This window comes from Chlorogloeopsis sp. ULAP02 (assembly GCF_038404745.2).
Lineage (GTDB): Bacteria > Cyanobacteriota > Cyanobacteriia > Cyanobacteriales > Nostocaceae > Chlorogloeopsis.
In genome coordinates this window covers 349,228-371,019 of sequence record NZ_JAYKTT020000001.1, presented here as the reverse complement: position 1 = coordinate 371,019, position 21,792 = coordinate 349,228, and the positions used below count along the sequence as shown (strand labels likewise).

The following is a 21,792-nucleotide window of genomic DNA, read 5'->3' as shown; positions in this document are numbered from 1 at the left end:
TTTCCAGTTTTAGCTTTTTGGGGAGATTTATTACCCCTGTTTATGCAGATTTTGAATAAAAAAATCCATAAACCCGTCCCAGCGAGACGAGTTGATAATTTATTCAGTATTTAAATTTTGACTAATATCAAGTCTGTCTAATCACTTATCATTTGAAAATCTCCGCGTCTTTGCGTCAGCCCTAATGATAACTCTTTAACCGAACATGATATAAGTATCTGGTCAGTCTTGATCATGTCTAAGTATGTACTTATGTAATCAATAGTACCTGGCTAACCCAGATACCCCTTACTACTATACTCTTGGTTTATAAAGATTGTTTGACGGCTAAGGCTGTAAACTCAGTATCTGACTTGGTTTTACGCAATTCTAAATATATTAGCAGAGCATTGACGTCGGCAGGGTTAACACCACCTATACGTGCTGCTTGACCGATAGTAAGCGGTTTTACCTTGTTGAGTTTTTCCCTTGCTTCTTTAGATAAGGTATCAATTGATGCATAATCTAAATCTGCGGGCAAGTGGCGGTTTGCCTGACGAGCAATTTGTTCAATTTGATTTTGCTGTCTGGCAAGATAGCCAGAATACTTAATGTCTATTTCTGCACCTTCTTTTTCAGCACGTTCGAGATTGGCATTTCCTAATCCGTGCGTTTCTAAGTTGATGTAATGGAATCCTGGACGCCGTAATAAATCGGCAAGAGTAATCGAGCCTTTAATGGCTTGTCCTGTGGCTTGAGCGATCGCTTTACCAATTTCATCATGTTCTTTGATCCGCGTTCCGTGTAGCCGTTCTTTTTCGGCTGCTATATTCGCCTGCTTACGGACAAACAACTCCCAACGGCGATCATCTATCAAGCCAATTTCCCGTCCTAAGGGTGTGAGGCGCTGATCGGCATTATCAGAACGCAGAATTAAACGATATTCCGATCTGCTGGTGAGCATTCGGTAAGGCTCCCGCAAATCTTTCGTACACAAATCATCCACCAGCGTGCCAATGTAGCTTTCCTCACGCGCAAACACAATCGGGGATTGTCCACGCACAAACCGTACAGCATTAACTCCCGCGACAATGCCTTGAGCGGCAGCTTCTTCGTAACCAGTTGTACCGTTAATTTGTCCTGCACAGAAAAGTCCTTCTATTTTCTTAGTCATCAGTGTGGGATAACACTGAGTTGCTGGCAAATAATCATACTCAACTGCGTATGCCGGACGTAGCATTACACAATTTTCTAAACCAGGCAGACTCCGCAACATTTGTAGTTGTAGGTTTTCTGGCAACCCTGTAGAAAAACCTTGAATGTAAAGTTCTGGTATATCTCTGCCTTCCGGTTCAATAAAAATTTGGTGGCTTTCTTTATCGGCAAAGCGCACAATCTTATCTTCAATACTAGGGCAGTAACGGGGGCCTTTGGCTTCTACCCAACCACCATACACAGGAGATAGGTGTAGGTTGTCCCGAATCAGACGATGGGTTTCAGCTGTAGTGCGCGTCATGTAGCAGGGCATTTGTTCCCGCTCTACCCAAACTTGGGGGTCAAAGCTAAACCAACGGACTTTTGTATCTCCTGGCTGAAGCTCCATTTTGCTGTAGTCTACAGATCGCTTGTCTACTCGTGCCGGAGTTCCTGTTTTTAGCCGCCCTGTTTCAAAGCCCAAACGATTGAGAGTTTGAGTTAAGCCCTCAGCAGCAAATTCCCCAGCACGTCCCGCAGACATCGATTTGTTACCAACCCAAATCCGTCCTCCTAAAAATGTACCAGTTGTCAGAATTACGGCTTTGCACTGGAACGTCACACCAAAGTAAGTCTGAACACCAACAATTTCATCGTTAGCACCCAAGACTAAATCTGTAACCATGCCTTCACGAACAAGCAAATTTTCTTGATTCTCAATGATATTCTTCATTACTGCTGCGTATTCCCGCTTATCAGTCTGGGCGCGTAATGCCCAAACCGCAGGGCCTCGCGAAGAATTGAGAATCCGCTTTTGCAGATAGGTGCGGTCTGCCATTTTACCTATTTCTCCACCCAAGGCATCTACTTCATGGGTTAACTGAGATTTAGCGGGGCCACCTACTGCTGGGTTACAAGGTTGCCATGCAATTTTATCTAAGTTAAGTGTCAATAGCAACGTCCGGCAACCAAGACGTGCGCTAGCCAGTGCTGCTTCACAACCAGAGTGACCTGCACCAACAACGATGATATCAAAGGTGTCTTGGAATTCAACGGAATTGTGCATGGTCATAAGTGGGGAACGACAAGCTTATAGATATTGTCAATTTTAACCGATCCAATCGTTCTCTTATTTTCTTTGTGTATGTTAAAAATGATATAAGTACTAAATTATTAATAGATATTAAAGCTTCGATTGAGGAGTCAGAGACTCTAGTTCTCGTTACAGAATTTCAACCTGGTAACGAGGGTGAATGTAGGGTGTGTTAAAGCAACGCGTAACGCATCGCATGATTATGGTGTGTTACGGCTGGTTCTCACTCTCTTAAACTCTCAAATCCTTGACATAGCCGTAACACCCCTACTGCTATTAATAGCTCCTATTTAGTAAGTGTTGAAATTAAAATAAAATTATGATTGTAGGTAGTTGTGAAACTAATTTTGAAAAAAACTATTTTTTATACTCTCATTGCCTTGATTGTTTTTACTTTAGTAGCAAGTACTGGAAATACTCGCCAACTTTTGAGTAGAAATGACCAACAATTACAAGATTGCTTGATGGCTGGCTCTGTAGTTAATAACAGACAGATCAGCAGATTTTGTACTAATTTCTCTACATCAGGTATTACACCTACTTCCAACTTGGATTTATCGGAAAGTGAGCGTTTTGTAAATGCAGTCAAGAATAAGCTGCTTACACTTCCACAATCGAGAAGCTATGAATATATTTTGCTGCGTGCTTATGGAGCAATATTTGTTAATCAAAATCCGGAAGTAAAATTACCAGAGAAAGTATTTTTTACTAATGAAGATGAAACAAAAGCCTTTCAATCTACCCTAACCTTGGGGAAAGTTGACAACACTAACAACTGTTATTTACAAAAGGTAGCAGCAGATGCTTTTAATAGGGCAAAAGCACAAGTGGTCATTCCTTTAAAATCTGGTTATGGCGCTGGTGATTGTACTCGTACTTTTGCCACAAATCTAAAATTTTGGAGAAAATATGCTAACAACCTAACTTTAGATAGAGTTCGCCAAGGTAAGGACACCAAAATCCTTTCTACTGTGGCTCCTCCCGGTGCATCCCAACACCTTTGGGGACTGGCAATTGATTTACGAGTATCAACGCCAATCCAAAAACAGGTTTTATATCAAAATGGCTGGTTTCAAACTGTTGAAAATGATATACCCCATTGGACTTATCTCGGTCAACCACAGGAGAAATTGACTGAGTTGGGATTGCAAAATAAGATTGTGAGGGGAGTGAGCTATTGGGTAACACCGCTTTAACCCCATTTAATTGATTCTTTGGCAGAGGGCTGGAAGTAAAAATTTGGGAACAAGCGATCGCCTACTCTATGTCTACTATAGATAGAGGAGCAGTAGAGATAATTCTAGATTGCAATGACAAAAAAATTACGTATAATTTTTTACTTTAATTCAAGCAATTTCAACCCATAGAAAGAGGGGATTTTACTACCTCAACTATTTCCCCTAAAACTCAAACAAAGGATAATATAAGGAATATATAATTAAGTAAAATTAACTGAGGTGATTTCAGATCAAGATGTTTAAGAAGATGAATTAATTTTTTCTGGACTGATAATTTTTTAACAGATAAATTATAAGAATTTATGTAATTTATATAGTTGTTAAAAGCTAATAAGTTTGTAAGATTAACAAATAAAAACATATTTCCTAAAAATGAAGAATAACCTAACGAATAATTAACATGTTTTGATGCTTGTCTTCACTAAAAAACAAATTAAACACTGACTTTCAACCTGAAATAAGTTTTGTTGAATGACTTGTAAAAATTATGATTTTGACTATTATGAATTCTCATTTCCGTAAGACATTAAAAAAACCTCTTTCTTTGGCACTTGGATTAGGAACTGCTGTAAGTGTAGGATTATCCGCTCCTGCGCCAGCCAGTGCAATCCCATTTCAGGAGTTAATTGTTCCTGGAATTCGCTATTTTCAACTTTCCAATTTGTCAACGAGGGATAAAGTTGCCTTGGGTAGCGATATACATAAGCAGGTAGAAAGGAATTATAGGCTCACTACTAACGAGACTGTTACTAGAATTGGACAACGACTAGTCAGAAGCAGTGATTGTTCTCAAATTCCTTTTAGATTTTATGTAGTTCAAGACTCAAGTATTAATGCCTTTGCTACTACAGGCGGCTATGTTTATGTCCATACTGGATTGATAAGAGCAGCAGATAATGAAGATCAGCTCGCATCAGTGATAGCTCACGAAATAGCACATATTTGTAATGACGATGTAGTCAATAGACTTAGACAAACACAATTGGTTCAGGGTGCAGCCTCGCTTGCTGGCTTAAATCGTAGCCAATTAGCTGCTGTGGCTTATAAGGTTGCTGTAGATTTACCAAATAGCCGTGAAGCTGAATTTAGAGCTGATGCCAAAGGATTGCAATATTTAACAGCAGCTGGTTACGATCCTAATGCTATGCCTGCCTTCTTGAGAAAATTGGTTAGTCGTTCTTCTACACCGGCATTTTTGAGTACTCACCCCAACACGCAAGAGCGGATTGCTGTTTTAGAAAGGAAAATCGCCAGTCAACGGTAGTAAGTATATAGCTGTGAATTTTTTTATTGGTTGCGCTGTTTGGGCATATAAAGGTTGGATGGGTGAGCTTTATCCTCAAGGTACTCGTCCAGCTAATTTTCTCAAGTTTTATGGTAGATGTTTTACTACAGTTGAAGGCAACACTACTTTCTACGCTGTGCCTAATCAGGAAACTGTAACTCGTTGGGCAACTGAAACACCTGCTGGTTTTGAATTTTGTTTAAAATTACCGCGAGACATCACCCATCAAGGGCTGCTACAACCGCATATTCCTGATGCTTTGAAATTTATAGAAGTGATGCATCCTTTGGGTAAGCATCTGGGGCCGATTTTTGCACAGTTACCCCCTAGTTATGCACCGAAGTTAATAGATGATCTTACCGCCTTTGTGGAAGCTTGGCCTCGTACAGAAATACCATTGGCACTAGAAGTTCGCCATCGAGACTGGTTTAAAGAACCTTATGTCAGTCAATTGACAATCCTATTAGAAAAGTTAGGTGTGGGAAGAGTATTGCTGGATTCCCGCCCTATTTATACAGGAGACGACGATCCACAATTGCAATCTGAACGACGTAAACCGAAGTTACCAGTGCAGTTTAGCGTTACAGCACCTTTTAGTTTGATTCGATTTATTTCCCATCCCGACTTAACAATTAATCAACCTTTTATGGAGGAGTGGGTAACCCAGATTAAGCAGTGGTTGCAACAGGGTACGCGTATTTATTTCTTTGTTCATTGTCCAATAGAAGAGCGATCGCCTAGTACAGCCCGTTACTTCCAACGATTATTAGAACAGAATGACGTGGCAGTTCCACCCCTGCCTTGGAATAACTTAAATAACCCTCCCAACCAACTTAGTTTGTGGTAAGTGTTAATTATTGGTTAGGAGTCTCCTTTGTTTCTTCTGGTTCCAGGAATTCCCAAACCAGGATGGATACTTCAAGCGGCTAGTTTGGTTTACCATCTCTTTCTGGTGCTACAGTTTGTAAAGAATGTCCGAGTTTCAAGCCAAGCAAAATCCAGTCTTCCAATGTTGAGCGAACTCATTCTCGCATTCGCGCAAAGTCATAGCAAAAGCAATTACTCCTTGACAAACAGGAACTCTACCTACAAATGTGCCATCTTCTAGTTTGTCATAAACTGCCTGCGCGATCGCTTGTTCAACATAGTCGCTCAGAATGAAGCGTGTAGTCATGAAATTTCGTATTGTACTATTAGTTCTGATCGTACTTTAAAAATAGATTTTGGGTTGTGATTTGATCGTTGTACTCATATCGGCGATCAAATCACCATCGCTGGCTTTTAAGATAGCTGCTTGATGAAGTTACAACAGCGATCACCATATCTAAATATTTAATATTTTCTGCACCTTACCCCCACCCCAGTGCTTCACTAATTTGCTCTGGTAGTTGTAATGGGCGGAATGGTTTGGCAAAAACAGCAGCAACTTGTAATTCACTAAAGTTCTCTTGATCCGAATTCTGAACTTTGGCTGTGACTAAAATGACGGGGATTGCCTCAGTTATTGGATTTGCCTTTAGTTGTTGCAGCGTAGTACGCCCATCCATATCAGGCATCATCATATCTAATAAAATTGCATCAGGTTGATATTTAACAGCTTGGTTTAACGCTTCCTTGCCGGAGCTAGCAGTTACAACATTCCAACCCGCAGCCATTTCTAACCCTAGTTTGGCGATCGCCCGTACATCTTCTTCATCATCTACGATTAAAATATTTTTGCTCATAGTAGTAGTTTCGCCTGATAATTCGTCAATATTTATGATTTGTCTGCAATTTTAAAATGCGATCGGGGAGAACTAGGGGAAAAATATTTTGGAGCAGATAGCTCGCAACTCCAAGTGGAATATGTCTTTTGGTATATGTAGCTGTTTCGCAGGGAATAAGACTAAAGCAAGAGAAATTTGATTTAATAACTAATTAAACTAAAGCGCCCGCTAGGTAGCTAGTTCGCAGCTAGCTATCTAGCAGACTTCCCCCTAATTGAGTACGCAAATAGGAGACAGTATGATCATGTCAAGTGATCTTGATAATAATCATCTTAAGGACGACAGAGAATATTTTCAGTCTTTGGATGGTTTGCGGATACTCGTAGTAGATGATGATGTTGATAACTGTATCTTATTTGCTTTTATTCTTGAAAGCTATGGTGTTCAAGTCATGACATCAGCATCAGCGATAGAAGCTTTAGAGCTAATCAAACAATTTGAACCAAATCTTTTGATTTCTGATATTGCGATGCCAGAAGTTGATGGCTGCTCGTTCATTCGTAGAGTCAGAACTCTTAATCCTCCTCTGGGGACAATTCCAGCTATTGCCATCACGGCGATGTGTACAGAAGAAGATCGCAACTTTGCTCTCAAATCTGGTTTTCAATCTTATCTAAGTAAGCCCGTAGAACCTACAGACTTAGCAACAGAAATAGTAAAAATTATTACAATAGCTTAATGTAACGAAGAGTCATCATTTGCAAATTACGGAAGTCTTGCTATATCTAGCTTTATTCATGGCAAATTGTGTTAGCGTAGCGTGCTGGAGGCTCTATCGCGAATTACGCATTGGTATAATTTAGCTAAGAAGATGGCAAAGGCAGGAGAACATAAAAAGTACTACCTTCTCCTATGGTACTCTCAGCCCAGATTCTACCATTGTGCTGTTGGACAATATTGCGGCAAATTGCCAATCCTAAGCCAGTTCCACCTTTTTTACGAGAGTCAGATGCATCTACCTGTTGAAACCGCTCGAAGATGGTTTGGAGTTTATCTTCAGGAATTCCTCGTCCTTGATCACGCACAGTAATGAGTAGAGAGTTAGATGTGGAGAGAGGATTCCCGGTTTCTCCGTATCCGTGCGTCCCCGTGTCCTCTATAACTTCTGCACTAATCCAAACCGTATCGCCCATTTCAGAAAACTTGATGGCGTTGCTGATTAAGTTTGTCAGAGTTTGCAGCAAGCGATCACTATCTGCCCAAAGTTCTACATTGAGGGAATTGACAACAAGCTGTACTTGCGAGTTGTCTGCCAATGCCTGCATGGCTTCAGTTGCGTCAACCATTATATCTGCGGCATTACACTTCATTTTATGCATAACGATTTTGCTAGATTTCATCCGTTCTAAGTCGAGAATATCGTTGACTAGACGGATCAGGCGTTCGGTATTGCTAGTGGCAATGCTAAGAACTTTTTGTGCTTGTTCGCTCATTGTTCCTAGCTTTCCTGCGCCCAAGATATCCAATGCTCCCATAATTGATGTTAAAGGTGTACGCAATTCATGACTAACCAAAGAAATAAACTCGTTTTCCAAGCGTTTGCGTTCGGTAATGTCATTAGCAATCAATAAAGTACACTGCACATTAGCTATATCAATAAATTCTATAGATAGCAGTATAGTTTTTAACTCTCCTGTCTTGGTACGGAATTCAACTTCTTGGTTGTGTAAAGATCCCGTTTCCTGGAATTTTTTAATGGTATCAGCCAGGGTTTGGGAGGAAGATGGCAAGTCTAGTTCTGTAGCAGTATGCCCAATTACTTCTTCTAGAGAATAGCCGCAAAATCTTAAAAAACTGGGATTGACATCAATAAAGCGTCCTTCCTCTAGTGTGGCGATCGCGATTGGATTGGGGCTAGAACGAAAGGCTTTGGCAAACCGCTCTTCTGCTAATTGACGAGAGCGAATTTCCTGTTGCAGTTGCTCATTTTGTGTTTGGAGTTGTTTCTGCAATCTCCGAATCGTCAAATGATTTTCGATTCTAGCTAAAACTTCTTCCACTTGAAATGGTTTGGTGACATAATCTACTCCACCAACGCCAAAGCCTTTCACCTTATCCAGCACATCCCCTAAAGCGCTAATAAAAATGACGGGGATTTCACGGGTACGTTCATTTGCTTTCAAGTGTTCGCAGACTTCATAACCATTCATTCCCGGCATATTGATGTCGAGCAAAATCAAATCCGGAGGTGCTGCTGTCGCTCCCCGCAATCCTGTTGAACCTTTAGTTACACTGCGAACTTTGTACCCCTGTTCCGTCAACATTGCAGATAAGAGGTTCAAATTTTCTGGGGTATCATCAATCACCAAGATATCTGCTCTGGGTGTGCTAACTGACTGACTGGGCATTGCAATATTTTGTTTGCGTCAAAACTGGCAACTAAATATAGAGATTTTAGCTTGAGTTTATCTCAACTATTTGCCTTACAGAAACGAAAAAGTTTTTTCATTATCTCCTCTAGTTCTCCCCGATTGTTTTTTATTCTGCAAATTGTCCACTACCTCCAGTACAAGTTACACCATTTTTTCAGGGAGGGTTCTCAACGTGAAGTCCAAAAGCTCAGTTATTATCTACTTTCTTCGGCATTGCCCTTGTCAACACAACTTTGATATCAGCACCAACTTTAAAGCCTGGTGTTCAGCCGCACACTAACTTTCTATTTGAAAGTAAAACGACTCCTGTAGTAGTCGAGGGTATGCCAAATATAAAAAAATCTGTTTACAACAAGCGATTAGGCAACACCTTTAGTCGAGAATCTGCAAATAAATTGCTTATTCCAGAAGCATCATACCCATCCACACCGATCAAGGTTAGAGATTTACAATTTCTGGGAGTTCCACAAAGACGTGAGGCGGGGTAATACAATTTTGGATTTTAGATTTTAGATTTTGGATTGGAATGCGATCGCCAGGCTATTTTATGAATCGGCAAAATACCACTTACGCCAATTTAGTTTAAAAAGTAATTTTTTATAACTACGTAAAAAAATTTAGCTCAAATTCGTAGGTAAAGAATCCGGTTGTAGAGACGCAATATATCGAGTATTTACAAGAGTTTTGACATTACGTAAATTATTTCCATACATAAAATTAGCAACGCCAAATTTCTTTATTTAGCTGTTTCAAATTATACCATTTGTAGATAGCAATAAAAGACCCCGATAGCAATCTACCGGGGGAGGAGGTTTTCGCAATTCGCTAAAGGACGGCATATATTAACTAAATTACCTGTTTTTAATGGAATATGTTGCCATAATGGCAGATTTCTATTCGCTGCCTAAATCCCCAAGCCAACTCTGATATTTTGCACGATCGCATCTGGCGGTGCGGAAATATCTATATATAAGCTCTCAGCAGGCTCTTCAAGAATATCTAGCTGACTTCTAAGGAGATTTGCGGGCATAAAGTGATTTGTACGCTCTTGCAGACGTTTTTGAATCAACTCAAAAGTACCCTTAAGGTATACGAGCTTGATGCGTTCATCGCCAATTAAAAAATACTGACGATAGCTAGCTTTGAGTGCCGAACAAGCTAATACAACATTTTGATTTTCTTCTAACCATTGTTTGATAGCTGTTTGTATGTCTTGCAGCCAAGGCAAGCGATCGGCATCATCTAGGGGAATACCACGCTGCATTTTTTCGATATTTTTGGGGGAATGGAAATTATCAGCATCGTAAAAATCCCATTGCAAAGTATCTGCTAATAACTTCCCAATGGTGGATTTCCCAGAACCGGCAACACCCATGACTAAAATTATCATTGCTAATTTGTGCGATCGCAAATTTTATAGCTTGCTAGGCTTGTGTATCCCAACATCTATTTAAGCTGATATGTGAGATATTGTCTTTGGAGAACTGTCAGCATGAGTAAAAAACTTCTACGACACATCACCTACATCGATGAGTTGCGATCGCTATTTTGCGAAACCATCAAGCTTTAGAGTAACTGATATCACTCGTAATTTAAGTAAAATCACGAAACACAAAATATGCGATCGCCACACTAAATATTGATGCAATAATAGCGAAGAGGAGATAACAGCCTACTCTCAGTTATTGACAGTTAACTTGCTGCTACCTTACTCCATTGTAAATACGGCAACTTTGCTGCTGTTGCTCGAATTTGATCCGCGTGAGCTACCAACTGTCCGCAAGCATCCCAAGTACCGGAAACAAACATATTTTTGGCACCTTCGCCTAGAAAAATAGGGGCAGAAAACTCACCACAGTGCACCTGCATAGCTTCTAAATTAACTGTTACGGGTGCTTGAGGTTGAGTAGCCAAAATTTCTTGCAGTTGTTTAACAGTATTTGCATCCGCAGTGACGCAGGGAATCCCCATTGCCACACAGTTACCAAAAAAGATTTCTGCAAAGCTTTCACCGACAAGCGCTTGAATTCCCCATTTAGCGATCGCTTGGGGTGCGTGTTCGCGCGAAGAACCACAGCCAAAGTTACGATTGACAACCAAAATCTTTGCCCCTTGATACTGCACTTGCTCGAAGGGATGTTTCCCACTTAGTGCAGCGCGATCGTCAGCAAAAGCGTGTTCACCCAAGCCATCAAAAGTGACACAGCGCAAAAAACGAGCAGGAATAATGCGATCAGTATCAATGTCATTGCCGACTAAGGGAATACCGCGCCCGGAAATTGTTTTAACTTCACTTACCATAAGATTCTTTTAGGGACTAGGGACTAGGGACTAGGGATTAGGGATGTTTGAAGAGGGCGAGAGGGAGGCAAGGGGAAATTCTTTCACCGTGTCACCGTGTCACTTTGTCCTCTTCTTCCCAATCCCCAATCACCTTTACAACAACTCACGCACATCTATTACTTCACCTTTAACTGCCGCCGCTGCTACCATTGCCGGACTCATCAGTAAGGTGCGACCGGAGGCTGAACCTTGTCTACCTTTAAAATTACGATTAGAGGAAGAAGCACTCAGTTGACGTCCCTCTAATTTGTCGGGGTTCATAGCCAGACACATTGAGCATCCCGGTTCGCGCCACTCAAATCCTGCGGCGGTGAAGATTTTGTCTAGTCCTTCGGCTTCTGCTTGCTGTTTCACTCGTTCGGAGCCAGGTACTACAAATGCTTTTACTCCTTGGGCAACGTGACGTCCTTTGGCAACTTTGGCAGCTTCGCGCAAATCGCTAATTCGTCCGTTGGTGCAACTGCCAATGAAGCAGACATCGACTTTAGTACCACAGATTGGTTTACCAGGGGCAAGAGCCATGTAGCTGTAAGCTTCTTCAGCAAGTTGGCGATCGTCTGGAGGTAGTTGTTCGGGAACAGGTATAGACTGGTTAATACCAATACCTTGTCCAGGGGTGATGCCCCAAGTGACGGTAGGAGGAATATCAGCCGCGTCGAAAACCACTACATCATCGTACTCGGCATCAGCATCACTCTTGATCGACTCCCACCAAGCAACTGCTTGCTCCCAATCTTCACCTTTAGGGGCAAAGTCTCTACCTTTGAGGTATTCGTAGGTAATGCGATCGGGATTGATATAACCGCAACGAGCACCGCCTTCAATGGACATATTGCAGACAGTCATCCGCTCTTCCATATTCATTTGCTCAAAGGTAGTGCCTGCATATTCGTAGGCGTATCCCACACCACCTTTGACGCCAAGAGTACGGATAATATGCAGGATGACATCTTTCGCGTAGACACCAGGTTTGAGAGTGCCGTTAACTTCTATTTTGCGAACTTTGAGCTTAGAGAGGGCAAGGGTTTGGGAAGCGAGAACATCCCTGACTTGACTTGTACCGATGCCAAATGCGATCGCCCCAAATGCTCCATGAGTTGAAGTATGGCTATCTCCACAGGCGATCGTCATCCCCGGTTGAGTAAGTCCTTGCTCTGGTGCAATCACATGCACAATTCCTTGACTGCCGGAGCCAATATTATAAAAGGTAATGCCGTTTTCTTGACAGTTACGCTCTAGCGCTTGCATCATTTCCTCCGCTAGAGTATCAACAAACGGACGTGCTTGATTGGTTGTTGGCACAATATGATCTACTGTGGCGATCGTCCGCTCTGGAAAAAGTACTTTTAAGCCTCTTTCTCGTAACATAGCAAAGGCTTGGGGACTAGTAACTTCGTGAATCAGGTGTAGCCCAATCAATAGTTGCGTCTGCCCTGAAGGAAGTGTACCAACTGTATGTAAGTCCCAAACTTTATCAAAAAGTGTACCTTTGCTCATATTGGAATTCGTTTTTAGCCGTAGCATCTTTAAGATGGTATCAAAAAAGTGAATTACCCACCGCCAAGCTTTAGTAGCTATGAAAGGGGCTGCTTTTTACCTCTCCTCCAAGAGAAGGGCTAATTTGTGAGAACGCCTCCAGCCAATACCTAACAGCCATCTGACTAGCATCAAATAACCCGTTGAGTAATCTACTTGAAGTGCTGTTCTCCACACAATTTTGGAAATAGGAATATTTATTTTGAATCTCCTTATGTACCACAGTAGACAAAGCTAGTTAAGTATGTCCAATATATTTTTGTCCTCTTATTAATACTTAAAAGATATTAATTTATTTCTTCTCTAGCCGGAGTCTGAGAAATAATTGATCGAGGCTCCGACTCATGAGTGGAGGTGGAGCTTGTCAGTTTTCATTACCCATGCAGAGCAACTAACGAGAAAAAATAGACTTGTGTGTATACCGTAGCCCGAAGACAGCAGCAGTGCCGAAAATAATATAAGATTGAGAGATGGTGAGAGCTCATATATCATAAAATGACAATTTCTGTAGTTTTCTTGACGACAATTTAATAAAAAATAGCCTAGACTAGGAGTATAAGTAATAAGCCTCCTATTCAAAAATAGGAAGAGCTTGAATATGCGAGGAGGTAAATCCTATGCAAAAAGTCCTGGGATCAACAGAATTGGAATATGCTTTTCTTTTTACTTTAAGAAAAGTAAATTCTATCAATCCAGAAGGTTTCAAACCATTTTTTGACAATCTACCTGTCGATCCTTACATTCAAGGTAAATATCGCTATAGAAGATTATCGCGTTTTATAGTTTCCGGAGATAGTATAGTCAAATTGCCTCATGGATATCTCTTTCAAAGTAAAGACTATAATCCTTTAGTGGGTGATATCAAAAGAGAGTTTACAGAATTAGATGATGTGCTTATAGAACAGGATATATTTAGAAACTTGATCCTAGCATTTAGTGATTCTTGTAAACTACATCCAGAGGCAGAAATAGGAGTACATCAAATTAGAACTACTTGTTCATCGGATAATTTTGGTAATCCAGCGCCTGAAGGTATTCATAGAGATGGCACTGATTTTATCGGTATTTTCTCTGTTGATAGACACAATATTCAAGGTGGAGAAACGCATTTATATACTGCTAAAAAAGAGAAGCCTGTATTTAGCAAAATTTTGAATCCAGGTGAACTTCTTCTCATCAATGATCACGAGTTTTTCCACTTTACCACTCCAGTTAAACCAATTGCTGAAGGTTCAGGTACAAGAGATGTTTTTGTACTAACTTCCCCAAGCCTGCTTTCAGATTAAGTAGTGGATAAAAAGTAGAAAAACTAAATAAAATGTAAAATGCCTCCTGTAAGATCCCTGACTTCTTTAAGAAGTCAGGGATCTGTGTTTTTAGTAATAAATAACTAACTGTTGTGTGGGCAGGTTAAATCAAATTATTCTTCTAGCATAAGCAATTTATTAGGTAAAATTATTCCTACTTAATTAACAGCAAATATTTTGCAGTCTACAAGATATGGAGAATTAAAAGTTGTCATTTCCCCAGCTTTTTTACCAGGAATTGGAAATAATCTTGCTGAAAGAGGTTTATCTAGCTTAATGGCTAAAGTTGCCATATCAATTAATATGGCTGCAATTTTTTCGATTGTGATATCACCTGGTATCGGTACCGTATCAAGTCCACAACCACAGACTGCGGAATACAACAATAAATTAGTAATATCGAAGGTTTGCTCGTTAGCCCTGACTGCTAATCCCACATCTTCACAAACAGGAAGCATCAAACCAGAGTAACCACAAATTTTGACTGGTACATTTTTCAAAACACGAGTTAACATACTAGAAATGAAAAGTGTGCCTTGATGTCCAAACTTGCCATCTATGAGTTTTTCATAAGCGAAAGCAATACTTTCTTTTTTATCTAATGGTGATGTCAGGGATGTATCAATACCTTTATATTTAAGAGCAAACTTTTTGGATATTTTCTCAGCAATCTCTTCTATTTGCTTTAATTCTTCAGCTAAAAGCAGTTGAAGGTTTTTTCCCGCGATTTCGGGATTTTTATCAGCTTGTGAGAAAGCTTTCATCACTAAATCACTACATTCTATGCCAATAGCAAAAGATGTTTCACCTTTATGATAAGCAGTAGGAAAAAATGGTGTACCTGACTTACAATTCGCCCAAGCACAAAAACGAAAGTTACCATAACCATTTTCACTTTCTTGAGAAATGCGTTTAATCGCTTTTGCTGATTCCCACGCATTTTCAAAGTTGATGCCTGTTTTGCTATCTCCGATTTTACTAGAAGCGTAAATAACTGATGTATTTTTGTTTATATCTGGAATGATTGCAATTGTTTGTGGTTGATTAGCATAACCAATATTGAAAAAACTGATATTTAATTCTTGACAAGTATTTTCTAGAGTTTGAATTTTACTGATAATTTGGTTTGTAGATAAGTCTCTCAGATATTCTTCCCAAGAATTTGTAGCTATTCTCGTTGTTTGAACTTCATATCCAAATTTTTCAAACAAATACTTTGCTTGCTGATTAAATTCAACAGCTTGTTTAATTGTGTCTATCTCTTGAGGAGATTGTAGTACTATACCTGTAGTAATAGTTCTAATTTTCATATGTAAAAATATCCGATAATTCAGTTATTTTTTGCTATAATAGCTGTTGCATGATGTTGCATAATATAGAGTTTAATCTTCATATCTCATAAATCTATACTGACACAATTTTTCAGAAAGTTATCTAGATAAGAAGAACTCATTACGTAGAATTATTTATTCTAAATATTCCAACACTTCAGAAAGATGCAGCGAATGAACAGACGCGCTGTTTGAAGCGTCTGTACACATCACTAAATCTCACTCGGATTATCGGAGAATATAGCTTTCTAGAGAGTATGCATTTTTATTAAATTTTGAGTTTTGCCAAGCCTAAGTAGCGAACACCAGTTGGCGAAACTTCAAAGCGACAGGGTAAAACTTCTAAACCCAAAGCTAATGCTTCTCTCAGCAACTTCCCATATACAGGATCGGCGCGATCGCCAGGAGCAAACTCATCACAATCACCCCGGTTGATAAAGTACAGCATCACCGCACGACATTGAGGTAACAGTGCCATCAATTCTCGCAGGTGTTTTTGTCCCCGTGTTGTTTCTGTATCAGGAAAGAGTGCTAATTTGCTTTCTACCCAAGTAGTGTTTTTAATTTCTAAATAAATTGGTCGATTTTTATCAATTATTACCAAATTAATATCTTCTACTGCTGATTCTTCAGGCAAATTTTTATTTTCTGAGTTCAGTTGCAGCTGATTTAAGTTTTGAATTTCTGGTGGAGTGGAAGAGAGAAAAAAATCTACTCGACTTTTTTTATCTTGTCCGTAAACAACTTCACCACGAATTTGACTATACTTACCCAATTCTGGGAAAAGAAACTTTTCTAAAGCTAACTTAATAATTCGATTAGGTAAAGCAGTATTGACACCAACCCAAGTCGGTTCGTTATCATACACTTGGATCATTTCCCAAGTGTAGGCTAATTTACGGTTTGGGCTGTCACTTTTGGAAAGCTGCACCGTATTACCAGGAATGCAAACTCCTGTCATGGGGCCAGTATTCGGACAGTGTGCTGTTACAATCTCTCCAGAAGCAAGTTGAACATCAGCAAAAAAGCGTTTGTAGCGTCTTAATAGGATACCAGAATATAAAGGTGGGTAGAGATAAAGATAGTCAGTAGTCATTATGTTAGTGGTTAGTAGTTAGTGGATAGTAGTGATTCTCCCCCTCCCCCCGTCTGGGTGTCTCCTGATCTCCCCTACACCCTCTTAATTTTTGGCAAATTAATGATGTTTTGTCGAAAATAGGAAATAGGTTTGAGTCGGAATGAATATATGCAAATTAGAGATGAGTAATTAAGACAGACTATCGCAATACATCTTAAACATCAACTAGCTGAGTTTAATAAGCGCTATGAATGATGATTTTTATAATCGGGGATTAGAAAAAGCTAGACAAAAAGACTGGGCTGGAGCGATTGAGGAATTTAACAGTGCCATACAGCTAAATCCTTACTTTGCTGAAGCTCACTTGCAAAGAGGTTTAGCATACTATGATTTAGGAGATATTCTCCAAGCTGTTTCTGATTATACGGAAGCCTTAAAGCTAAATCCCAAAAGTATAGAGGCTTGTTATTGTCGTGCTTTAGCACGAGTAGGACTGAAAAATTTTCCAGGAGCGCTGACAGACATAAATCAAGCTATTTTTTTGAACTCTAATTATGCTTCAGCTTATAATTTACGGGCAATAATACACCGCAAACAGGGGTATATCCAAGATGCGATCGCTAACTTTAAAAAAGCTGCAGAATTATATCTACAGCAAAAAGATAAAGAAAACTGCCGCCTTTGTTTGGAAAAGATTAAGGAGCTACAACCAAAAGAAAAACCTATTCTGGTACGGCAGGTAAGTTCTCAAGCTTCATCAATTCAATCACCACAGGCATATTTAACCCAATTGTTGGAGAAGGCAGAAAAGGGAGATATTCGCCAAGCATTAGAAGATTTAAACTGGGCGTTGCAAGTCGATCCGCAGGATGCCCAAGCTTATTGCTGTCGCGGAGTTGTGCGTTGCAAACAAGAAAATTATCGGGAAGCGATCGCTGACTTTAACCAAGCACTGCTATTGAATTTCCAAGATCCAATTGTTTATCGCAATCGAGGTAGAGCGCGTTTTCATTTAGGAGATCATCAAGGAGCGATCGCTGATTTTAACCGAGCACTCCAAATTGAACCCCAGGATGCACTGCTTTATATTGCCAGAGGAAATACCTATCGAGCAATGGGCCATTATTTGGCAGCCATTCAAGATTATACCCAAGTACTGCAAATTAATCCCGATGATGCCCAAGCTTACTATAATCGCGGTATTGCCTACGCTCACTTAGAAGAAATGCAAGATGCTATTGCAGATTATCAGCGAGCAGCAAGTATTTTTTGTGAAAAAGAAGATTGGGGAAATTACCAACAAGTACTGGATAGTTTGAAAAAAATTCAGTCTCCTAGTTCTGAACTCAAACACGCAAGGCATAATATACTGCGGCAGCGCCTATTGAGGTTGGTAGGAGGATATTGGGAAATAGCCCAACGACTGATTGAGCAGGCAAAGAGATACTATCCTGGTATGTCTGAAGAATGGTATATGGAAAAAGTGATTGATGAATTAGAAAGCGATCGGGGTAGGTGAAGACAGAGGGGTAGGGGCAGATGGAAATATGTCACAAGTAAATAAATAATGTCACTCATTACTAAAGTCGATGAATTATTCATCCAGTGGGATAAACCTGATTCTCCCGGATGTGCTCTTGCTGTTATTCAGAATGGGGAGACAATTTACCAGCGCGGTTATGGTATGGCTAACTTGGAATATAAAATTCCTATTTCCTTTAATTCTGTCTTTGATATCGCTTCTAACTCCAAGCAATTTACAGCAATATGTATCGTTTTACTAGCCAGACAAAAGTTTATTAATTTAGATGACGAATTGCAAAAATATATTCCAGAAATCCCTCAATATAGTCAGCTTATTACTATTCGTCATTTGCTCGAACACACCAGTGGTTTGCGTGACTATTTGGCTTTGATGTTCTTTGCTGGAATGATGTTTGAAAATAAGTATTCAAACGAAGAAATTATTGCCTTAATTTCTCGACAACAAAACTTAAATTTTGAACCTGGAACTGAGCAATTATATTGCAATTCTGGCTATATTTTACTAGCAGAAATTGTGAGACGCGTCTCTGGCAAATCTTTACGTGTATTCGCTCAAGAATATATTTTTGCCCCGCTAGGAATGCAAAATACCCATTTTCACGATAACTTCAAGGAAATCGTGGAAAATAGAGCCAATGGATACGCTCCAAAAGATGGAGGTGGTTTCCAGCTCGATATGTCTTTTCACGATTTCTGTGGAGATGGGCAGCTTTACACGACGATTGAAGATTTACTACTTTGGGATCGAAACTTCTACCACAATATCTTAGGTGGCTATGGACAAGATTTAATTGAAGAGGTCACTACTTTGCGCAAACTCAATAATGGCAAAGTTATATTAGGTTCATTTGGGTTGCAGATTGGCAATCGCGGCGGCTTGAAAACAGTTAGTCATGGAGGCTCTTGGACAGGTTATCGGAGTGACTTTATTCGATTTCCTGATTGCCAATTTTCTGTTATCTGTCTGGCTAATTTAAGTACGATTAACCCAACGAAATTAGCTTTTCAAGTTGCTGATATATATTTAGAAAATGATTATATTGAAGATATCATTAAACCTATTTCGTGTTCTATTAACTCTATTATTTTACCCGTAGATGAGCTACAACTAAAAACTGGATTTTATTATAATCCCACGACTGGAAGCATATGGAAGTTAGAGATAAAAGATGGAAAATTAATGGCTAAATTAGCATGGATGTATTTTCAACTTATTCCAATTGACACCAACCATTTTCAATCTGTTGATAATGAGATTGACTATGACATTGAGTTTTCTGAAGATTTTACTCGAATGATAGTCAAAGTAGATATTGGCAATGAAATTAAAACCTCCACTCTTGAAAAAATGCTAGATTCTCCAAAAGATTTATTGACAGATTATCTTGGTACTTATTATTCTGCTGAATTAGAGTCTGACTTTAAAATAACTTTAGCAAATAATAAATTATATTTTAAGAGCAAAGGCTATTCACCATCTCATCTCAGAGTTGCTGGGCAAGACCTCTTTCTTATATATCTTATATGTACAGATATATATGCAGATAAGTTTGAATTTGTGCGAGATCAAGAAGGTCGAGTTGTCGGTTTATATCGTTGTAGTGACAGGATACGAAGACTCTACTTTAGCAAACAATAAATAATCAAGAGCAGTAACGAACCCAGTGGAGGAATTTATTTTATAAAGTTGTGTGGTTCACCTCTACACGGTTAATGTCACTTTGCCGACTGCGTTCCCAGATTCAGCGTATCGATGTGCTGAGGCGACTTCGGTAAAATTAAATTCTTTAGGATCGAGCAAAGGCAGACACAATAAACCAAGTTTCACTACCAGGCATGAAAATTTAAGTCCCCGTGTCACCGCCTCTATTTCAAGAAAGTCTGTTGGTATTTATAACTCAGGTAAGCCTTTCCATTTATGGATGCGATCGCCTCACACCTGCCAAAATAAAAGCGATCGCTTCTTGGGTATGTTCCTCAATCATTTCTTGACTCAGCCGCTCAATCTTTGGCGTTAGATGTTTCCAGTTTTCATGCACTGTGAAATAAAACAGACAAACACTCAAGATATGGGTAAGTGCCAAAAAAGGTTGGAGGGGGCGAAAATACTCTTCTGCGATGCCTCGCTCTAAAATTTTGAGTAGATGTTCATGGAGGCTGAGAACATTGCATTCCTTGAAATAAGCTCCTTGATTTTGACTTGCTTCCTGAAACCACAGCATTTGACGCTGGGGATTTTGAGCTTCATTGGTAATCGCAATCCGGATAATCTGTTTGAGGGCTTCTTCGGGGGATAAAGCATCAAAGTTAAATTGCCCAAGCAGAGTTTGAACTTCATCAACCGGACGTTGTAAGACTGCTTTATACAAGCTCTCCTTACTCTCAAAATAGTAATGAAGTGTTGCTGTTGTCACCTTGGCACGATTAGCGATCGCACTCATCCGCGCACCGTTTAAGCCATGTCGTGAAAATTCATGTTCTGCCGCATCCAAAATTCGCCGTTGTGTCATCTGGGCATCTCGAACTGGGCGGACAGATTTCGCAGCTCTTTTACTGGATCGAACCACTGGATCTTAAATTAATCATTTGTTTTTCTATCGTACCAAATAGGTAGCTAGGCTGGGGTTATTCAATCTTGGAATTGACTGAATAGCAAGCAATTGGTAAACTTACTAATTAATTAGTAAGTTAATTCCACTCACTATGAAGCAATTGCAAGGCGCACCGTGGCTTTTGGCGCATCGTTCTATGCTAAAGCCCAATCAGCCAATGAAGATTTCTCTGTTGGGTTATGATTACGTGCTTTGGCAAGACAGTCATAGCAAAATTAGCGCCTTGCCTAATGCTTGTCCTCACATGGGCGCAATGTTATCAGAGGGATGGTGTGTGACTAAATCAGATGGCAGTAGTGCGATCGCTTGCCCCTTTCATGCATTGGAATTCGACCATTTAGGCTGTACATTTTTACCAGGTTCCAACAAACTAACCAAATCGCTTATCCAACCTTTAGAGTTAATTATCCAAGGAGATTTTATCTGGTCTTATGGCGGGTATGAACCGCAGATCCCAATTCCAACACTCATGAATGAGATTGCGGCAGAGTACGAGTTTGTCGGAGTCACAGGAGAACGTACTATTCCAACCGATATTCTGAGCTTGCTGCTGAATATGCATGACTACAATCATCAAAATGGCACTCATCGAGAATTATTTGAGATTGAACAAGTGGTAGTGAAGCGGTTTGTTGATGAGGGGTTACATTCTCACGCTTACTTATCGCAACCTAGAAAAAAACCGAAATTTCGCGACATTCTGAAAAATCCTGGTTTACTTGCGATGCCAAAGGTGCTGGAGGCACATCTAGAAAACTTTTTCCCATTCATGGGATTGCTGCACGCCGAGAATAAGTTGTTGAGCTTGAAGGAATGCCACTTCTATCTTCCAGAAGCAGATCGTCAATCTCGTGTGTTTGTGTTGATGTATATGAAGACATCTTCTCCGATTGCACACTTGCTTAAAGGTAATCTGCTGAAGTTGATTGATGTAGTCGTAGATCAAGACGCAAAGATTTTAGGTAAGATTTATGGCGATACAATACAACAAATCAAGTTGAATAATGAAGTAGGAATGGATTGGGTGCGGCGCAATTTTAAGAGTTTTCCAGCAGTTACCGAACCGAATTTATCTCGGTAGTTACGTTTCAAGCTAGACGAGTTTTAATAGAA

At 39.8% G+C, this 21,792-nt stretch carries 19 protein-coding genes; 9 read left to right on the top strand and 10 right to left on the bottom strand.

The window, feature by feature from the left end; genetic code table 11:
• Nucleotides 1-307 precede the first annotated feature (307 nt).
• The gene (gene mnmG / locus U2718_RS01545; RefSeq protein WP_341999593.1) at nt 308-2,245 is read right to left on the bottom strand and encodes a tRNA uridine-5-carboxymethylaminomethyl(34) synthesis enzyme MnmG; all 1,938 of its coding nucleotides are present in this window, start codon (nt 2,243-2,245) and stop codon (nt 308-310) included.
• Between the two features lie 356 nt (nt 2,246-2,601).
• Between mnmG and U2718_RS01540 the strand changes: the two genes are divergently transcribed.
• The 3 genes from U2718_RS01540 (at nt 2,602) to U2718_RS01530 (ending at nt 5,636) form a co-directional block, all read left to right on the top strand.
• The gene (locus tag U2718_RS01540; RefSeq protein WP_341999592.1) at nt 2,602-3,462 is read left to right on the top strand and encodes a D-alanyl-D-alanine carboxypeptidase family protein; all 861 of its coding nucleotides are present in this window, start codon (nt 2,602-2,604) and stop codon (nt 3,460-3,462) included.
• A 544-nt stretch (nt 3,463-4,006) separates the two neighbouring features.
• Entirely contained in the window at nt 4,007-4,768 is a 762-nt protein-coding gene (locus tag U2718_RS01535) for a M48 family metallopeptidase (RefSeq protein WP_341999839.1), read from the top strand.
• A 13-nt stretch (nt 4,769-4,781) separates the two neighbouring features.
• Nucleotides 4,782-5,636, top strand: a complete 855-nt coding sequence (locus U2718_RS01530; RefSeq protein WP_341999591.1) for a DUF72 domain-containing protein — start codon at nt 4,782-4,784, stop codon at nt 5,634-5,636.
• Between the two features lie 135 nt (nt 5,637-5,771).
• Here the strand turns inward: U2718_RS01530 and U2718_RS01525 are convergent, their stop codons facing one another.
• Nucleotides 5,772-5,963, bottom strand: a complete 192-nt coding sequence (locus U2718_RS01525; protein ID WP_341999589.1) for a hypothetical protein — start codon at nt 5,961-5,963, stop codon at nt 5,772-5,774.
• 175 nt (nt 5,964-6,138) lie between these two features.
• Nucleotides 6,139-6,513 carry a response regulator gene (locus U2718_RS01520; protein WP_341999587.1) on the bottom strand — a complete coding sequence of 125 codons (375 nt, stop codon included), beginning with the start codon at nt 6,511-6,513 and terminating at the stop codon, nt 6,139-6,141.
• 286 nt (nt 6,514-6,799) lie between these two features.
• On the opposite strand from U2718_RS01520, the gene U2718_RS01515 reads away from it, so the two are divergent.
• Complete coding sequence (locus tag U2718_RS01515) at nt 6,800-7,234, top strand: response regulator (RefSeq protein WP_341999585.1); 435 nt, start codon at nt 6,800-6,802, stop codon at nt 7,232-7,234.
• Between the two features lie 124 nt (nt 7,235-7,358).
• Here U2718_RS01515 and U2718_RS01510 read toward each other — a convergent pair whose 3' ends face one another.
• On the bottom strand, nt 7,359-8,903 hold the full coding sequence (locus tag U2718_RS01510) for an ATP-binding protein (protein ID WP_341999584.1): 1,545 nt from the start codon (nt 8,901-8,903) through the stop codon (nt 7,359-7,361).
• Nucleotides 8,904-9,160: 257 nt separating this feature from the next.
• On the opposite strand from U2718_RS01510, the gene U2718_RS01505 reads away from it, so the two are divergent.
• Entirely contained in the window at nt 9,161-9,415 is a 255-nt protein-coding gene (locus U2718_RS01505) for a hypothetical protein (protein ID WP_341999582.1), read from the top strand.
• A gap of 416 nt (nt 9,416-9,831) precedes the next feature.
• Here U2718_RS01505 and U2718_RS01500 read toward each other — a convergent pair whose 3' ends face one another.
• The 3 genes from U2718_RS01500 to leuC all read right to left on the bottom strand — a co-directional run bounded on the left by U2718_RS01500 (nt 9,832) and on the right by leuC (nt 12,767).
• On the bottom strand, nt 9,832-10,317 hold the full coding sequence (locus tag U2718_RS01500) for a gluconokinase (protein ID WP_341999580.1): 486 nt from the start codon (nt 10,315-10,317) through the stop codon (nt 9,832-9,834).
• 302 nt (nt 10,318-10,619) lie between these two features.
• A complete protein-coding gene (gene leuD / locus U2718_RS01495) occupies nt 10,620-11,228 on the bottom strand; it encodes a 3-isopropylmalate dehydratase small subunit (RefSeq protein WP_341999578.1) in 609 nt (202 codons plus the stop codon).
• 135 nt (nt 11,229-11,363) lie between these two features.
• A complete protein-coding gene (gene leuC, locus U2718_RS01490; protein ID WP_341999577.1) occupies nt 11,364-12,767 on the bottom strand; it encodes a 3-isopropylmalate dehydratase large subunit in 1,404 nt (467 codons plus the stop codon).
• Nucleotides 12,768-13,423: 656 nt separating this feature from the next.
• Here leuC and U2718_RS01485 point away from each other — a divergent pair.
• Complete coding sequence (locus U2718_RS01485; RefSeq protein WP_341999575.1) at nt 13,424-14,092, top strand: 2OG-Fe dioxygenase family protein; 669 nt, start codon at nt 13,424-13,426, stop codon at nt 14,090-14,092.
• 179 nt (nt 14,093-14,271) lie between these two features.
• Here U2718_RS01485 and U2718_RS01480 read toward each other — a convergent pair whose 3' ends face one another.
• Both U2718_RS01480 and sfsA read right to left on the bottom strand, forming a co-directional pair.
• Nucleotides 14,272-15,423, bottom strand: a complete 1,152-nt coding sequence (locus U2718_RS01480; RefSeq protein ID WP_341999574.1) for a DUF711 family protein — start codon at nt 15,421-15,423, stop codon at nt 14,272-14,274.
• Nucleotides 15,424-15,712: 289 nt separating this feature from the next.
• Nucleotides 15,713-16,540, bottom strand: coding sequence for a DNA/RNA nuclease SfsA (gene sfsA, locus U2718_RS01475; protein WP_341999572.1), 828 nt, complete (start codon nt 16,538-16,540; stop codon nt 15,713-15,715).
• A 229-nt stretch (nt 16,541-16,769) separates the two neighbouring features.
• Between sfsA and U2718_RS01470 the strand changes: the two genes are divergently transcribed.
• Both U2718_RS01470 and U2718_RS01465 read left to right on the top strand, forming a co-directional pair.
• On the top strand, nt 16,770-18,041 hold the full coding sequence (locus tag U2718_RS01470) for a tetratricopeptide repeat protein (RefSeq protein ID WP_341999570.1): 1,272 nt from the start codon (nt 16,770-16,772) through the stop codon (nt 18,039-18,041).
• Between the two features lie 48 nt (nt 18,042-18,089).
• Nucleotides 18,090-19,706 (top strand): serine hydrolase domain-containing protein, encoded by a 1,617-nt coding sequence (locus U2718_RS01465; protein WP_341999568.1) that lies wholly within the window; start codon nt 18,090-18,092, stop codon nt 19,704-19,706.
• A gap of 277 nt (nt 19,707-19,983) precedes the next feature.
• On the opposite strand, the gene U2718_RS01460 is transcribed toward U2718_RS01465, so the two are convergent.
• The gene (locus tag U2718_RS01460; protein ID WP_341999566.1) at nt 19,984-20,634 is read right to left on the bottom strand and encodes a TetR/AcrR family transcriptional regulator; all 651 of its coding nucleotides are present in this window, start codon (nt 20,632-20,634) and stop codon (nt 19,984-19,986) included.
• Nucleotides 20,635-20,770: 136 nt separating this feature from the next.
• Between U2718_RS01460 and U2718_RS01455 the strand changes: the two genes are divergently transcribed.
• Nucleotides 20,771-21,760, top strand: a complete 990-nt coding sequence (locus tag U2718_RS01455) for a Rieske 2Fe-2S domain-containing protein (protein ID WP_341999564.1) — start codon at nt 20,771-20,773, stop codon at nt 21,758-21,760.
• The last annotated feature ends 32 nt before the right edge of the window (nt 21,761-21,792 follow it).

Coding starts and splice junctions, on each gene's coding strand:
- sfsA (WP_341999572.1), bottom strand. CDS start 16,540: ATGACTACTGACTATCTTTATCTCTACCCACCTTTATATTCTGGTATC.
- U2718_RS01485 (WP_341999575.1), top strand. CDS start 13,424: ATGCAAAAAGTCCTGGGATCAACAGAATTGGAATATGCTTTTCTTTTT.
- U2718_RS01455 (WP_341999564.1), top strand. CDS start 20,771: ATGAAGCAATTGCAAGGCGCACCGTGGCTTTTGGCGCATCGTTCTATG.
- U2718_RS01480 (WP_341999574.1), bottom strand. CDS start 15,423: ATGAAAATTAGAACTATTACTACAGGTATAGTACTACAATCTCCTCAA.
- U2718_RS01500 (WP_341999580.1), bottom strand. CDS start 10,317: ATGATAATTTTAGTCATGGGTGTTGCCGGTTCTGGGAAATCCACCATT.
- U2718_RS01510 (WP_341999584.1), bottom strand. CDS start 8,903: ATGCCCAGTCAGTCAGTTAGCACACCCAGAGCAGATATCTTGGTGATT.
- U2718_RS01535 (WP_341999839.1), top strand. CDS start 4,007: ATGAATTCTCATTTCCGTAAGACATTAAAAAAACCTCTTTCTTTGGCA.
- U2718_RS01520 (WP_341999587.1), bottom strand. CDS start 6,513: ATGAGCAAAAATATTTTAATCGTAGATGATGAAGAAGATGTACGGGCG.
- U2718_RS01465 (WP_341999568.1), top strand. CDS start 18,090: ATGTCACTCATTACTAAAGTCGATGAATTATTCATCCAGTGGGATAAA.
- U2718_RS01515 (WP_341999585.1), top strand. CDS start 6,800: ATGTCAAGTGATCTTGATAATAATCATCTTAAGGACGACAGAGAATAT.
- U2718_RS01525 (WP_341999589.1), bottom strand. CDS start 5,963: ATGACTACACGCTTCATTCTGAGCGACTATGTTGAACAAGCGATCGCG.
- mnmG (WP_341999593.1), bottom strand. CDS start 2,245: ATGACCATGCACAATTCCGTTGAATTCCAAGACACCTTTGATATCATC.
- leuC (WP_341999577.1), bottom strand. CDS start 12,767: ATGAGCAAAGGTACACTTTTTGATAAAGTTTGGGACTTACATACAGTT.
- leuD (WP_341999578.1), bottom strand. CDS start 11,228: ATGGTAAGTGAAGTTAAAACAATTTCCGGGCGCGGTATTCCCTTAGTC.
- U2718_RS01470 (WP_341999570.1), top strand. CDS start 16,770: ATGAATGATGATTTTTATAATCGGGGATTAGAAAAAGCTAGACAAAAA.